We start from the raw sequence: 14665 nt of genomic DNA on the forward strand, positions 1-14665 counted from the left end.
CTGCGACCGACCACACGACAGCCGGTATCCGCATGCTAGCTCCGCCGAGGCATGTCCTCACGCATCGAACAGAAACCTACCCGCCGGAACCGTCCCCCTCGTCGGGGACGGCGTCGCGGCCGGATTGCCGGCCGACCAGCGGAGACGTTCATCGCAACCGTGGCCGACCAGGCATGATTCCGTCACGTGGTTCCGCCAAGAGCGGAACGACATGGTGACCCCGACAGTTCGTGGCCGGGGCTCGACGGGCAGATGATCAGAACTTGTAACCGGAGCCGCGATGCTCCGGGAACGGTGGCGGGAACGGGTGTCTGGGGCCCTGGCCACCGGCTGGACCCGAATCCAGCACTACCGACGGTAACCGATACTCAGGTGGCCCTTCGGTGTGATTCAGGCCACGTTGAGATCACGTCTGACCAGGTCGGGTGCGCCCAGGCCCAGATCCGACCAGAGCGCATCCCACTGGAGCGCGCGCGGTCAGACCACGTCCGGCCAGACCACGCCCGGCCTCGTTCGAGCCTGCCCCGTGGATGTCGGCTCACACCGCCAGACCGCCGGGACCCTGGGTGTCGATCCACTCCCGGAGCCGGTTCTCGCGCTCCTCGGCGGCCACGAACGGACACGCCGTGCAGAACTCGGCGGTGACCCGGTGCGCCAGGCAGCACGAGCCGCGCCGCATGCCCGTGTACGGCCGGCCGCGATGGACGAACTGCTGCCAGGTCGGTCTCGCCCGCAGCGGCGGTGACGCGCTCGCGAAGAAGGCGTCCGCCTCCAGGCGGCCGGCGTGGGGATCACCACTCACCCGTTCGGTGAGAAGAAAGGCACGGCCGCACTGCGCGGCGACGGCGCCCCACAGCGCCGCGTGGCCGAGACGGGCCCGCGGGCGCAGGTCGGCGAGCACGGGCTCGAGGTGGCCGACGATCTGGCTCACCAGCCGCGCGCGCAGCGTCTCGACGTCGGCCACGGCCTCCACGACCTCGATCGGGTCGTCCGCTGTGATGCCCTCGGGGTAGCCGACGCTGTCCGGGTAACTGGCGCTGTCCGGGGGGCCGACGCTGTCCGGGTAGCGGTCGTAGGCGCTGGCCGGGAACACCTGTTCGGTGACGGGGCCGCCGGCCTGGGTGATCAGTTCTGATGCGATCCGCGCCGGCACCGGCGCCGTCAGGACGGGATCCGAGTGCATGATCGTCATCCGCCGCGTTCGGAACGCGGTGGCGTCGAACCAGCCGCCTTCGCGACAGCGCACCGAGATCCCGGCCGGGTCGAGGTCGGGGACCCGGCGGGTGAGGACGAACGCGGTGACGGCCGGCCCGACGATGGTCGCCGCATACCAGGCGGTGAGGTAGCTGACGGCGACCTCGGCGCTGGCCTGGTGATGATCGCGGATGACGCCGAGCGCCGCGTCCAGCCCCGCGGGGCTGCGCAGGTCGGTGGCGTCGATCCAGCCGTCGGCCGGCTCGGGCGACCCGGCGATCGCGTGGCGGTGGTCGAGGGCCGGGGCCACCGCTCGCAGGGTGGAGCCGAAACCCGCCAGGCCGACGGGCCGGGTCGCGCAGTTCTGGGCCGGAATCATCTGCGTGGTCCGGCAGTCGATCGCGCCGCCACCGTCCCGCTGGGCGGGCGGGCCGGGCACGGCGTCGGGGACAGGGTCCTCGTCGGGAGGACTGCCACCGGGAAGGCCGCCGCTGGCCCTGGGTGCGACCGGAGAGGCGTTGCGGAAGACATGGTGTTAGGTAAGCCTAACTTGACCGTCTCCGTCAACTCGGCGTCGCCCACCCGCCACCGCGCCGAGAACATCGCGGCTGGTCCCGGGCTCGCCGGTCGGCAAGACGGATTCGTCACAGTCCGCCGAAGGTTTGGCGCGCGTGATGTCCGGGTTCACCCGGAAACGTCCGCTACCCAGCCGCGTCCGCCCTGGTGGACCCGGCCCGACCGCCGACGGCTCGGCGGACGGGCCCGCCGGGTGCCACCTTCTATCTTCTTTGCCTGCCCCGCGCGCAGGACCACTGAACCGACCGCGGACGGATTCGCCGTGGCCGACCTACGCGACTGGGCAACTCGGCGACCTGTGACCGATCTGACCTGTGACCCAACTGACCTGTGACGCGCCTGACCCGAGACTGACCCGAGCCAGGGCCATGTCCACGAGATCAGCAAGTGAGGTTGACCTTATACCCCGCGCCCTCGGCGGTCCGGCATCACAGTGGGAGGCCGGGGTGGCGCCGACGCGACCTGCGCCACGGTTCCCTGATCCGGAGTTGGCCGAGTCAGCCGGCGCGGCCGGGGCGGGGGCGGTCGGGACGCACCCGGGGCATGGCGACGGTGGGTGGCAGCCCCGGCGGCAGGGGAGCGGCCATCGAGACCGGGCCGACGGAGTCCGGGCTGGTGGAGACGCTCGCGGCCGGGCCGGCGGCGAGCGCCGCGCGCGGAGCGGTCTCGCTCCGGGCGAGAGGAACCCGGCTCAGGGCCACCTCGGCGTCGGGGCCGAGGGCCGGGCGCGGACCGCCTCCCGCCCCGAGACCTACCGTGAGGCCTGCAGCGGGACCTGCCATGGGACCTGCCGCCGGACCTGCCGTGGGGCTCGTGCCCGGCGGCCGTCCACCCACGGGGCGGTGATCCACCCGAGGCGCCGGCTCCAGCTCCCGGGGACCGGGCCGCCGCTCGGCCTCGGCCATCCGGCGCGCGATCCGGACGGCCAGCGTGGAGAAGTCGCGGTAGGCGCGCTGTGTGGTCTGCAGGTGGCTTCCGACGATGCCGTCCGACGGGCGCAGCGCGAAGACCGGCCGCCGGGCGAGCTGCGCGAGCGGCATGAGGCTGCGGTAGTGCTGCACCTGGGCCAGGCAGTGCTGATCGACGGCGATGTCGACCGGCACCCGGGGAGCGACGCCGAGGACCTCCTGGGCGTAGACCGTCGGCATGCGGGAGATCCAGCGGCTGTGCGCGCGCGACGGCCGGTCGGAGCGCCCGTGCGGTGTCAGCATGACGTAACCGAGGGGGCGCATACCGCCACCTGGCAGGCCTGTGACGTCACGCGGGGCCCGGGCCAGCCGGTCGGCCCAGCCGTCGCGCCACGCCCGCAGGGCCGGGCCGAGGTTGCGCAGGCCCTGCATGCTGAACAGGTCCGGGGCGAGCGGGACGACGACATGGTCGCTGGCCACCAGGGCGGCCCGGTTGATCACGCCGAGATTCGGGCCGACGTCGATCACCACGATCTCGACGTCGTGCAGGTCGGCCACCGCGCGCACCAGCCGGCCCAGCGCGCTCATGACGCGGAAGGCCCGGGGGTTGCCGGGCCCCTCGAGGCAACGTGGCCAGGCCTGCGAGAGCTCGTCCTCGAAGCCGGAGAGCTCCAGGTCGCCGGGGAGCAGGACGAGGTTGTCGCCGACCAGCTGGCCGGGCGCGGGCGCGATGTCGCCGGTGCCCTCGATCAGCGGGCGCAGCATCCCGTGGATGGTTCGCGCCGGTGCGGCGGACCGCCGGGCCTCGGGGTGCCACAGGCGTTCGAGCGTGTCCTCGTCCAGGAAGGAGGCGGTCAGGTTCGCCTGTGGGTCGAGATCAGCCGCGAGGACGCGCCGGCCGAGGTCGGCGTACATGTTCGCCAGGTGGTAGACGAGGGACGTCTTGCCCACGCCGCCCTTGTTGTTGAAGAACGCGACCACTGCGGCGGACATGCGCCTCCCCGTCGTCGACCGGAGGATCCCGCGGCCCCGGTCGTTCATAGTGGCACGGACGAGACATTCTTCCCGCAGTCGGCGCGCTCGCGGTGCCGATTCGGCAAGTCCGCGGGACGAGACGGCGCGGCCACCGAGACTTGGCAGCCATGACGACCTCACCGCGAGTGCTCTACCACGTCGTGTGCGCGGCGCTGCCCGCGCTGGCCGCCGCGGACTTCGCCACCGAGGCCCGCCGGGACGGCTGGGACGTGTGCGTCGTGACGACGCCGCGGGCCGCCGCCTGGCTGGACCTGCCTGCCCTCGCCGCGGCCACGGGACATCCCGTGCGCACCGACTACAAGTTTCCGGGCCAGCCCGACGTCCTCCCGCCGCCGGCCGCCTTCGTGGTGGTCCCGGCGACCTTCAACACGATCAACAAGTGGGCGGCCGGCATCGCGGACACCCTCGTGCTGGGGCTGCTCACCGAGGCGCTCGGCCTCGGTCTCCCGGTCGTCGCGGCGCCCTGCCTGGCGGAGCCGCAGGCGGCCCATCCGGCCTTCGCAGCGTCGTGCCGCACGCTGCGCGGCGCCGGCGTGCGGCTGCTCGACCGCTGGACGGCGCGCGATCCCGGCCTGGCCGCCGGCGGCTGGGAGACGGCCGACACCCGCCGGGTGCTCGCCGAGCTCCGGTCCGCCGCGGGCTGACGCCAGCCGTCAGCGGTCGTCGAAGAGGGCCCTGTGGACGGTTTTCGCCAGGGCCTCCTGGCCGGCCCGGGTCGGATGGGCGCTGAGACTCCGGCTCGCGCCGAAAAGGCCGATCGGATTCACCCAGGAGTCCTTGGTGCACATTTCATGCCCGCGCAGAGACCGATCGGTCGATACGTACTCGACACCGGCGTCGGACGCCGCTCTGCGGATAGTCCGGTTGAGCGCGTTGTTCAGGCTGGCGAGCTGGCGGCGCTCACTCTTGTCGAGCCATCGGCAGGTGTTGTCGCTCTGGGACCGCGGAACGACGGTGGGATACCCGACGACCACGATCCGGGAGTGCGGCGCCGCGGCCTTCACCTCTTTGTAGGTGGCGACCAGGACGTCGGGAAGCACGTCCTCGACGTAGTCCCGCCGGCGGCGGTCGTCGCCGTCCCAGAAGCACTTCCATGCGACACAGCTGAACATGACCTGGCTGAACCCGGCGTCGTTGCCGCCGATGGTCAGCGTCACCACGTCCGGTGGGGTCGGCAGGGCGCGCAGCTGTTCGAGCTGGGGCGGAGAGCCCCGCTGAGGCTTGGTCATGGCCTCTGTCGTCGCGCCCCCGCACGCCGCGTGCAGGACGTTGGTGGCCGGCGGGTCGAGGGTGGCGAGCAGCCGTGGCCACGCCCCGGCGCTGCGGCGGCAGCTCGCGAAGGCCGCTTCGAACGGGGGCGTTCCCTCGCCGGAGGAGTACGAGTCGCCCAGCGCGGCCACGGTCAGCGTTCCCGGGGCCGCGGTCGCCGCCCCGGCCGTCCCCATCGGTGTCCCGAGGAGAACGAACAGTGCGGCCGAGACGAACAGTACCGTCCAGGTGAACGGCGCTGTTCGGTTGAACGTCGCTGTTCGGCTGAACAGTGCCGTCCGGTCGTGCCGGCCGTGCGGGCCGCCGAATCGTGAGGTCGCCCCCGTGCTGTGCCGCATGAGGGAAAGGCTAACCCGGGCACGCCGGTGCCGGACGGTTTCCTGCCCGGAACGGGGATGTAGCTGGCGGCGCGTCACCGGATTACCGCGGAGTCCGGCTGTTCCGTCCGGCGGCGCCCGGATGGTTGTCGGAAATCCGATAGAGACGGCGCGGACCGGGTCTTCCCGGACTTCGCCTCAGCGCGGTTCGGTGTTCTTCTCGAAGACAAGCCGCAGCCCGATCAGGGTCAGGTGCGGCTCGTGATTGTCGAGGGTCTCGCTCTCCTTGATCACCAGCGGGGCCAGGCCGCCGGTGGCGATCGTGGTGGCCGGTGTGCCCAGCTCGGCCCGGATGCGGCGGACCAGCGCGTCCACCTGGCCGACGACGCCGTAGATCATCCCGGACTGCAGTGCCTCGACGGTGCTCTTGCCGATCACCGAACGGGGGGTGGTCAGCTCGACGTTGCGCAGCTGTGCGGCACGGGAGGCCAACGCGTCCAGCGCGACCTCGATGCCCGGCGCGAACGCCCCGCCGAGGAACTCGCCCCGCGCGGACACCACGTCGATGTTCGTGGCCGTGCCGAAGTCGACCACGATCGCCGGGCCGCCGTAGAGGTGGTGGGCGGCCAGCGTGTTCATGATCCGGTCGGCGCCGGCCTCCTTCGGGTTGTCGATGAGGATCGGCACCCCGGTGCGGGTGCCGGGCTCGACGACGACGGTCGGCATCGCCGGGAACGTCCGGCTGACCATCCGGCGGATCTCCCGGAGGGCGGCCGGCACGGTGGAACACACCGAGACACCGCCGATCGGGTGGTCGCCGAGGAGGCCGCGGTAGAGCCAGCCCAGCTCGTCGGCGGTCGCTCTCGGGTCGGTGCGGACCCGCCACGAGTTGGCGAGCTGATCGCCGTCGAAAACACCCAGCACGGTGTTCGTGTTGCCTACGTCGATCGTCAGCAGCATGTTTCGGCCGTCCAGGGTCTGTCCGCTCGGGGGGTGGGGTGCGCGCGGTGCGCGGGCGTCAGCGGGGAGCCGGCACCGCGAGGTCGAAGCCGAGGTCCAGCGCGGGCGCCGAGTGGGTGAGCCCGCCGACGGCGAGGAAGTCGACCCCGGTGGCGGCCACCGCGGCGGCCACGTCGAGGGTGAGCCCGCCGCTCGCCTCCAACAGGACCCCGGCCGGCCGGGAGACGGCGACCGACGCGCGCAGCTCGTCCAGGGACATGTTGTCACAGAGGATCAGGTCGGCTCCGGCGCCGACCGCCTCGACGACCTGCTCGACGGTGTCGCACTCGACCTCGACGGGCAGGTTCGGGTACCGGGCGCGCACCGCGGTGAACGCCGCCGCCACGCCGCCGGCCGCGATCACGTGGTTGTCCTTGACCAGCGCGGCGTCGGCCAGCGACATCCGGTGGTTGCGCCCGCCGCCGCAGCGCACCGCGTACTTCTCCAGCGCGCGCAGCCCGGGCAGGGTCTTGCGGGTGTCGCGGACGGCCGCGCCGGTGCCGGCGACCGCGTCGGCCCACAGCCGGGTCACACTGGCCACCCCGGAGAGGTGGCAGAGCAGGTTGAGCGCGGTCCGCTCGGCGGTGAGAAGCCCACGGACGGGACCACGCACCCGGAGCACCTCCGTGCCCGGAACGACCCGGTCCCCGTCGGCGAGCGTCGGCGTCACGGTGACCGCGGCGCCGAGCAGCACCTCGAACACGGCCGCGGCGACCGGCACGCCCGCCACCACGCCGTCCGCCCGGGAGACCACGGAACCGGTACTGATCAGCGCCGCGTCCACGGTCGCCGCGGACGTCGCGTCGACCGCCCAGGCCGGCTCGCCCACCTGCGGGGCCGCCTCACCACCTGGCGGGGCTGCTTCGTCCGCCGGCCGGGGTGCCCCGCTGACCTGCGGGGACGTGGCCACGGGAAGATCCTCGGCGAGGGCCCGACCGATCACGTCGAGGACCGCCGCCGCCTCCAGCCCCGCGGACTTCAGCCCCGCGAGGACGGCGGCCGAAAGCTGGTCGGGGCCGAGCGGCGGCCCCGGCCGCCCGCCACTCACGCCGACCGCGCCTGGGACGCCGTCGACCGGCCCGACGGGGCTGACGGGGCTGACGGGGCCTGCGACCGGGCCGACGGGCCCTGCGCCGCGCGTGCCCCGTTCGACCGTTCCTCGGCCGGCGGTGCCTCGTAGGTCACGATCAGCTTCCCCTCCTGATCCAGCCTGGTCAGCACATGCCCGCGCCAGTGCTCGTCGTCGCGGGCGCCGAAGTCCTCGCGCCAGTGGCAGCCGCGGGTCTCGGTGCGCAGCTCCGCCGCCGCGACCAGCGCGGTCGCCACCGTGCGCAGGTTCGTCATCTCCCAGGCCGCCGGCCCGGCCTGCACGGTCGCCCCGCTGACCCGCAGGTCACCGAGGCCGGCGAGCATCTTGGACGTCGCCCGCAGGCTCTCGGCGCTGCGCAGGACGCCCGCCCCGTCGGTCATCACCCGGGCCAGGTCACCGCGCTCGGTCGGATCGGTCAGGCCCGATCCCCGCGCGCCCGTCGGCTCCCCGGTGGACGGCGTGCCGCCAGGTCCGTCCACCGGGCGGACCCCGGGCAGCCCGGCGATGTGCTCGGCGATCCGCGCCGCGAACACCAGCCCCTCCAGCAGGCTGTTGGACGCCAGCCGGTTCGCCCCGTGCACTCCCGTGCAGGCGACCTCCCCGCACGCGTACAGCCCGGGGACGCTCGTGCGCCCCCACACGTCGGTGCGGACCCCGCCACTGGCGTAGTGCGCCGCCGGGGCCACCGGGATCGGCGTGGTCACCGGGTCGATGCCCGCGGCCCGGCACCGGGCGGTGATGGTCGGGAACCGGCGCAGGAGCGTCTCGGTGCCCAGGTGGCGGGCATCGAGGAACAGGTGGCGCACCCCCTGCTCGGCCATCACCCGCGACATCCGCTTCGCGACGACGTCCCGGGGCGCCAGGTCGGCCAGCGGGTGGACGCCGGCCATCACCCGCCGGCCGGCCGCGTCCACCAGCAGCGCGCCCTCGCCGCGCATAGCCTCGCTGACCAGCGGCTGCTGGCCCGACTCGTGCTCAGGCAGCCACAGTGCCGTCGGATGGAACTGGACGAACTCCAGGTCGGTCACGACCGCCCCGGCACGCAGGGCGAGCGCCACCCCGTCGCCGGTGGAGACCGCCGGATTGGTCGTCGACGCGAAGATCTGCCCCATGCCACCGGTGGCCAGGACGATCGCGCGTGCCGTCACGGCGCCGACGCCGTCCCGGCTGCCCTCGCCGAGCACGTGCAGCGTGGCTCCGACCGCCCGCCCGCCTCGGTCCGTGAGCAGGTCGAGGACGAGCGCGTGCTCGAGCACCTCGATGGACGGGTCGGCGCGCACGGCGGCGATCAGGGCGCGCTCCACCTCCAGCCCGGTGGCGTCGCCACCGGCGTGCGCGATGCGATCGCGCAGGTGGCCGCCCTCGCGGGTGAGTGAGAGCGCCCCGTCGGGCTCCCGGTCGAACCGGGCGCCGAGCGCCGCGAGCTCCCGCACCCGGGCGGGACCCTCGGTGACCAGGATGTCGACCGCCACCGGGTCGCACAGGCCGACCCCGGCCACGAGGGTGTCGCGGTGGTGCTCGGCCGGGGAGTCCCCGACGCCCAGGGCCGCGGCGATGCCGCCCTGGGCCCAGCGGGTCGATCCGGCGTCCAGCAGGGCCTTGGTGACCAGCAGGACGCGGCTGTCCGGGCTCGCCGCGCGCGCGTGCAGCACGGTGGTGAGCCCGGCGATTCCGGACCCGATGACCACGATGTCGGCGTGCCTGGTCCAGCCCGGACGGGGCGCGCCGAGTCGGTGCGGAAGAACAGGCACCTCGCTACGCCCCCCCGCCCAGGCCGCGAGCGCCGGCCGGGTCCAGGACGTCGCCCCGCAGGCTGGACGGATCGCCCGGCAGCGCCGCCGCCGGATCACCGCCCTGCCCGATGATCCGGTTCTCCGCGTCGACGAACAGGACCTTCGGGACGTGCCGGCGTGCCTCGGCGTCATCCATGATCCCGTAGGAGATGATGATGACGAGGTCGCCGGGGTGGACCAGCCGGGCGGCCGCCCCGTTGATCCCGATGATTCCGCTGCCGGCCGGGCCGCTGATCGCGTAGGTCTCCAGCCGGGCGCCGTTGTTGATGTCGACGATCGTCACCTGCTCGCCGGGCAGCAGGTCGGCGGCCGCCATCAGGTCGGCGTCGATCGTCACCGAGCCCACGTAGTGCAGGTCGGCCTGGGTGACCGTCGCCCGGTGGATCTTCGAGTTGAGCATGGTCCGGAACACCGGTCAGACCTCCTTGCCCTTGCCGGCGTCGTTGCGAGCCTCGTTGTGGTCTTTGCTGCGGGCTTCGTCGTCGACGGGGGCCGGCCCGGCCCCCGTCAGGACGAGTTCGACGTTGTCGATCAGCCGGGTGTTCCCGACCCGGGCGGCGACCAGCAGCAGCGCCGGCCCGACCTCGACCGGCCCGAGATCGGACGGGTCGGCCAGCGTCAGGTAGTCGACGCCCACACCCGGCTCGGCGGCCAGCACCGACCGGGCCGCGGACAGTACGGCCGCCGCGCCCGCTCCAGCCTGCCCGGTGCCGGCGGACAGTGCCCGGGAGAGCGCCAGCGCGCTGCGCCGCTGCTCCGGCCCAAGGTAGGCGTTTCGGCTCGACAGGGCGAGACCGTCGGTGTCCCGCACCGTCGGTACTCCGACGATCTCCACCGGGAACGCCAGGTCGGCGACCATCCGGCGGATGCAGACGAGCTGCTGGGCGTCCTTGCGGCCGAAGAAGGCCACATCAGGGCGCACGAGGTGCAGCATCGTGCCGACCAGGGTGAGCATCCCGTCGAAGTGGCCCGGCCGGGACGCCCCCTCGAGGACGTCGCCGAGCGGGCCGGCACTCAGGGTGACCAGCGGTGCGGGATCATGGACCTGGGCCGGGGCGTAGACGGCGTCGACACCCTCGCGCGCGCAGAGATCGAGGTCTGCCTCGAAGGCGCGGGGGTAGCGGTCGAGATCCTCACCCGGCCCGAACTGCAGCGGGTTTACGAAGATTGTGACCACCACCTGGTCGGCCCGGCGCCGGGCCGCTCTGATCAGCTCGGCGTGCCCGCGGTGCAGGGCGCCCATCGTCATCACGACGGCGCGCACCCCCCGCGCGGGGCCGTTCCCGACGGGGGACGCGGCGGGTTCGCTCAGCAGGGCGGCGAGCTCGGCGCGGGTGCGGGCGACGGTGGGCCGGCCCGTTCGGATCGGTGATCCGGAGGCGGTGGTCCCGCCCCCCGGTCCGGCTGACGCCGATGGCGAGGTCGGTGCGGCCGGCGAGGGCAGCGAGGTCGGTGCGGCCGGCCCGGAAATCGGGCGGGCGGGTGATTGGGCAGGCATGTGAACAGGCATCTGTCCGTTCCAGTCCTCGGATGGGGTACCGGACGTCGCCGGACACTGTAACCCGCATGCAACCTCCCCCGGCCCGGTCTGTGACCGGGCCGTCTTTCGCCGCGCAAGCCTGGCCGGGACGGCATCGGGCCGGCTCGCGCCGCGGCCGGAGACCCGAGAAGACACACCGCCCCCGGCCGCTACGGCGCGACCGGGGGCGGTGACTGGACGGAATCGGTGACTGGACCTGCGCGGTCAGTCCTGGCGGTGACGGGGGAAGTCGCCCATGCCGGAGAACGGGCCGTGGCCGGCGGGTGCGGGGGGCACGGCGGGCGCGGGGGCCTGCGCCGGGAGCTGCGGCCGGCGGTCACCCGCCGGCACCGGGACGGCCGTCCCCCGGTCGTCGTCGTCGGCGACGGGCCGGCGGCGCCACGCCCGCTCGCCGATCAGCGTCAGGACGGCGGGCATCAGGATCACCCTGATCACGGTCGCGTCCAGCAGGATCGCCGCGCCGAGCCCCACGCCGAGCTGCTTCATGCTCACCTGCGACAGGGTGGCGAAGATGCTGAACACCGCCACCATGATCACGGCCGCGCTGGTCACCACCCCCGCGCTACGCCGGACCCCGACCAGCACCGCGTCGCGCATCGGCAGGCCCGAGTCGTAGGCCTCCCGGACCCGGCTGAGCACGAACACCTGGTAGTCCATGGACAGGCCGAACAGGATCACGAAGAGCATCAGCGGCAGCCAGTTGGTGATGGCCCCGGTCGAGGTGTAGCCGAGCAGGCCGTCCGCCCAGTGATGCTGGAACACCACCACGAGCAGGCCGTACGCCGCGGCCACCGACAGCAGGTTCAGCGCGACGGCCGCCGCGGCGACGATGGCGCTGCGGAACGCGGCCAGCAGCAGCAGGAAGGCCAGGACCAGCACGAACCCGATCACCAGCGGGGTGCGCCCGTTGAGCTGGGCGTTGAAGTCGGCCGAACCGGCAGTCCACCCGGTGACGTCCGCCGACATCCCGGAGACCGGGTCGATCGTGCTGGGGATGATCTCCCCGCGCAGCGTGTCGAGCACCCGCAGCGAAGCGTTGTCGGTGCCCTCGCCGGCGATCGGGATCGAGATCTTGGCGACCTGGCCGTCCGCGCTGATCTCGGTGGTGATCGGTTCGTACATCATTCCGCTGGCCAGCGCCCGCTCGCGCAGCGCGTCGATGGCTCCCACCGCCTGCGGCGCCCGCACGTCGGCGGCCGAGACCACGACGACCGCGGCCGTCTGCTCGCCCGGGAAGGCCGCCTGGACCCGATCGTAGGTCTGCATGATCGGAAGATCGTCGGGGATGTCGTCCATGCCTGGTTCGACGGTCCGCAGCCCCAGGGCGGGCACTGCCAGCAGGATCAGCAGCCCGCCGGTGACCACCGCGACGATGCCGGGGCGGCGCAGCAGCCGTCCCGTCAGGCCGGGCCGGGTCAGATCGACGCCAGCGGTGCCGGCGACGCTCGTGGTGCTCGTGGTCTTCCTGTCCACGCCCGGGGCGCTGGCGGCGGCGGCGCGGGCGTCGGCGCGGCGGTGCCAGGGCAGCCGCAGGAGCTCGACCCGGTCACCCAGCCAGGACAGCACCGCCGGCAGCACCGTGAGCGAGCCGAGCACCGCGATCAGCACCACGATGACCGTGCCGCCGGCGATCCCGCTGAACACGCTCAGCCCGGTCAGCAGCAGGCCCGCCATCGAGACGGCGACCGTCAGCCCGGACACCAGAACGGCGTGACCCGAAGTGTCCGCGGCGATCTCCAGCGCGCGTTGCGGGCTGTGCCCGGCGGCTCGCTCCTCGCGCTCGCGGCGGATGTAGAACAGGGCGTAGTCGACGCCGACCGCCAGGCCGATGAGCAGCATGACCGAGGTCGCGGTCTCGTCCGTGGGCAGCAGCCGGCTGGTGAAGGCGACGACACCCAGCGCCCCGACGAACGCGGTCAGCGCGAGCGCGACCGGCACCAGCGCGGCGACGACCGCGCCGAAGACGGCCAGCAGAATGCCGAGGGTGAGCGGGATGGCGAGCAGCTCGGCCCGCTTGAAGTCCTTGCCGATCGTGTCGCCGAGCGCCTTGTCGGCACTCGCCTCGCCGACCTCCTCGACGAGCAGCCCCGGATGCTCGTCGGCCGCGGCCGCGACGGCGGCCAGCACCGGGTCGATCCGGTCGGTGGCGGTGTCCTCGTCACCGCGCATCTCGAAGGTCACCATGACCGAACGACGGTCGGTGGACACCAGCCCGGGGTTCGCCTCCACCCCGGGCAGCGCGATCGGCGCCCGCAGGTTGGTCACCTCACCGGTGCCGTCGAGCCGCGCGGCGACGTCCGCGAGGGCGGCCCGCAGCTCGGGGTCGGCGAGCAGCTCCTCGGGGCTGGCAGCCTGCGCCGGCCGCTGGATCAGCACGTTCTCGTTGGCGGGGGAGGTGAACCCGTGCGCGTCCAGGGTGCTCTGGGCCCGCCCGTCCTCACCGACGCTGTAGTCGTCGTCACCGAGGGTGCTGGTCCCGATCAGGCTCCCCAGCAGCGTGACGAGCACGACGCCGAGGATCCAGCCGCCGATGGCGAGGCGGCGGTGCCGCACGCTCCACCGGGCCGCGCGGGCGGCCAGGTGGGTGGCGTGCGTGGGGCCGCCGGGGGACGCGCCGGTCGGCGCGGCCCGGTGGGTGTGGCGTGGGCCGCGGCCGGCGGGCCCGTCCGAGGCGCCGGACCCCGACGGGGCGGGTGAGCGGCGCGGCGTCGATGCTGTCGGAGGTCTCGTGCGCATGGAACGACGATCTCGTGCCGGCCGTTCCTGGTCACTGCGGAGAGCTACCAGGTTTGAGGTGCCGAAACCCTCCGTGGCCCGGTGGGGTTCGCTCGCGGCCCCAGGTGGGGCTAACCCCCGGTCAGTTCCCGGCCGCGGTGGGCGGTCAAGCGGTGGACAGGTAGTCCTTGAACGAGATCCCGGTCAGCCGCTCGTAGGCCTCGACATAGCGGGCGCGCGTCGACTCGACGATGTCGTCGGGCAGCTCCGGCGCGGGCGGGTTGCGGTCCCACCCCGTGCTGACCAGGTAGTCGCGGATGAACTGCTTGTCATAGGACGGCTGCGTGCCGCCCGGCGTCCAGGCGTCCGCCGGCCAGAACCGGGACGAGTCCGGGGTGAGCACCTCGTCGGCGAGCCGCAGCACGCCGTCCGCGTCGTGGCCGAACTCGAACTTGGTGTCGGCGAGCAGGATCCCGCGCTCGGCGGCCAGATCACTGGCCCGCCCGAAGATCTGCAGGGTGAGCCGCTCAAGCTCGGCCGCCAGCTCCGTGCCGACCCGGCCGGCCGCGTCGTCCCGGCTGATGTTCTCGTCGTGCTCCCCGATCGGTGCCTTCGTCGACGGCGTGTAGATCGGGTTCGGCAGCCTGCTGCCATCCTCCAGGCCGGCGGGGAGCGGATGGCCGCTGACGGTGCCGGAGCGCCGGTAGTCCTTCAGACCGCTGCCGGTCAGGTAACCGCGGGCGACGCACTCGATCTGGACCATGTCGAGCCGGCGGCACAGCATCGAGCGCCCGCGCAGCTGCTCGGCGTAGGGCGCGAGTTCCGCCGGATACTCGTCCACACTCGAACTGATCACATGGCTCGGGACGAGATCACCAAGCTGGTCGAACCACCACAGGCTGAGCCCGGTGAGCACCGCGCCCTTGTCTGGGATCTCCGTGGGCAGCACGACGTCGAAGGCCGAGATCCGGTCGCTCGCCACGAGCAGCACCGCGTCATCCCCGACCGCGAACAGCTCACGCACCTTCCCCGAGCCGAGATGCGTCAGCCCGGCGAACTCCTCATGTGTCAGCGGCATGGTCCGACCGTACCGGTAGCCTCCTGCCCGGGACGCCCGCTCAACGTGCCTCTTCGTGATGCCCCCGCTCGGTTGCCCGGCGGCGGACCCGGGCCGGGGCGACCGGCCCGGGGTCCTGGTCGGGATGCGGATGCCGGCAGCCGCCGGCAGC

The 14665-nt window shown here is 73.4% G+C and carries 11 protein-coding genes; 1 reads left to right on the top strand and 10 read right to left on the bottom strand.

The features are described from left to right. Positions 1-538 precede the first annotated feature (538 nt). Together BBK14_RS08545 and BBK14_RS08550 are read right to left on the bottom strand one after the other, a co-directional pair. Positions 539-1633: a Fe-S oxidoreductase gene (locus tag BBK14_RS08545; protein WP_241831309.1), complete on the bottom strand. Its 1095-nt coding sequence runs from the start codon at positions 1631-1633 to the stop codon at positions 539-541. Between the two features lie 634 nt (positions 1634-2267). Continuing rightward, positions 2268-3671 (bottom strand): ParA family protein, encoded by a 1404-nt coding sequence (locus tag BBK14_RS08550; protein ID WP_071060803.1) that lies wholly within the window; start codon positions 3669-3671, stop codon positions 2268-2270. Positions 3672-3820: 149 nt separating this feature from the next. Between BBK14_RS08550 and BBK14_RS08555 the strand changes: the two genes are divergently transcribed. Beyond that, on the top strand, positions 3821-4357 hold the full coding sequence (locus BBK14_RS08555; RefSeq protein ID WP_071060805.1) for a flavoprotein: 537 nt from the start codon (positions 3821-3823) through the stop codon (positions 4355-4357). Positions 4358-4366: 9 nt separating this feature from the next. Here the strand turns inward: BBK14_RS08555 and BBK14_RS08560 are convergent, their stop codons facing one another. The 8 genes from BBK14_RS08560 to BBK14_RS08595 form a co-directional block, all read right to left on the bottom strand. Continuing rightward, positions 4367-5320, bottom strand: a complete 954-nt coding sequence (locus BBK14_RS08560) for an SGNH/GDSL hydrolase family protein (protein ID WP_071060807.1) — start codon at positions 5318-5320, stop codon at positions 4367-4369. Between the two features lie 177 nt (positions 5321-5497). Then, positions 5498-6259, bottom strand: a complete 762-nt coding sequence (locus tag BBK14_RS08565) for a type III pantothenate kinase (protein WP_012157640.1) — start codon at positions 6257-6259, stop codon at positions 5498-5500. A 58-nt stretch (positions 6260-6317) separates the two neighbouring features. Further along, positions 6318-7346 carry a carboxylating nicotinate-nucleotide diphosphorylase gene (nadC, locus tag BBK14_RS08570; protein ID WP_071060809.1) on the bottom strand — a complete coding sequence of 343 codons (1029 nt, stop codon included), beginning with the start codon at positions 7344-7346 and terminating at the stop codon, positions 6318-6320. Beyond that, entirely contained in the window at positions 7343-9139 is a 1797-nt protein-coding gene (locus BBK14_RS08575; protein ID WP_071060924.1) for an L-aspartate oxidase, read from the bottom strand. Before BBK14_RS08575 ends, nadC begins: the two co-directional genes overlap by 4 nt. A gap of 4 nt (positions 9140-9143) precedes the next feature. Further along, positions 9144-9593 carry an aspartate 1-decarboxylase gene (gene panD / locus BBK14_RS08580; protein ID WP_071060811.1) on the bottom strand — a complete coding sequence of 150 codons (450 nt, stop codon included), beginning with the start codon at positions 9591-9593 and terminating at the stop codon, positions 9144-9146. 3 nt (positions 9594-9596) lie between these two features. After that, positions 9597-10679 carry a pantoate--beta-alanine ligase gene (gene panC / locus BBK14_RS08585; protein WP_071060813.1) on the bottom strand — a complete coding sequence of 361 codons (1083 nt, stop codon included), beginning with the start codon at positions 10677-10679 and terminating at the stop codon, positions 9597-9599. A 246-nt stretch (positions 10680-10925) separates the two neighbouring features. Continuing rightward, positions 10926-13457, bottom strand: a complete 2532-nt coding sequence (locus tag BBK14_RS08590) for an MMPL family transporter (RefSeq protein WP_241831311.1) — start codon at positions 13455-13457, stop codon at positions 10926-10928. 145 nt (positions 13458-13602) lie between these two features. After that, a complete protein-coding gene (locus BBK14_RS08595; RefSeq protein WP_071060815.1) occupies positions 13603-14514 on the bottom strand; it encodes a phosphoribosylaminoimidazolesuccinocarboxamide synthase in 912 nt (303 codons plus the stop codon). Positions 14515-14665 lie beyond the last annotated feature (151 nt).

The organism is Parafrankia soli, from assembly GCF_001854695.1.
Classification (GTDB): Bacteria; Actinomycetota; Actinomycetes; order Frankiales; family Frankiaceae; genus Parafrankia; species Parafrankia soli.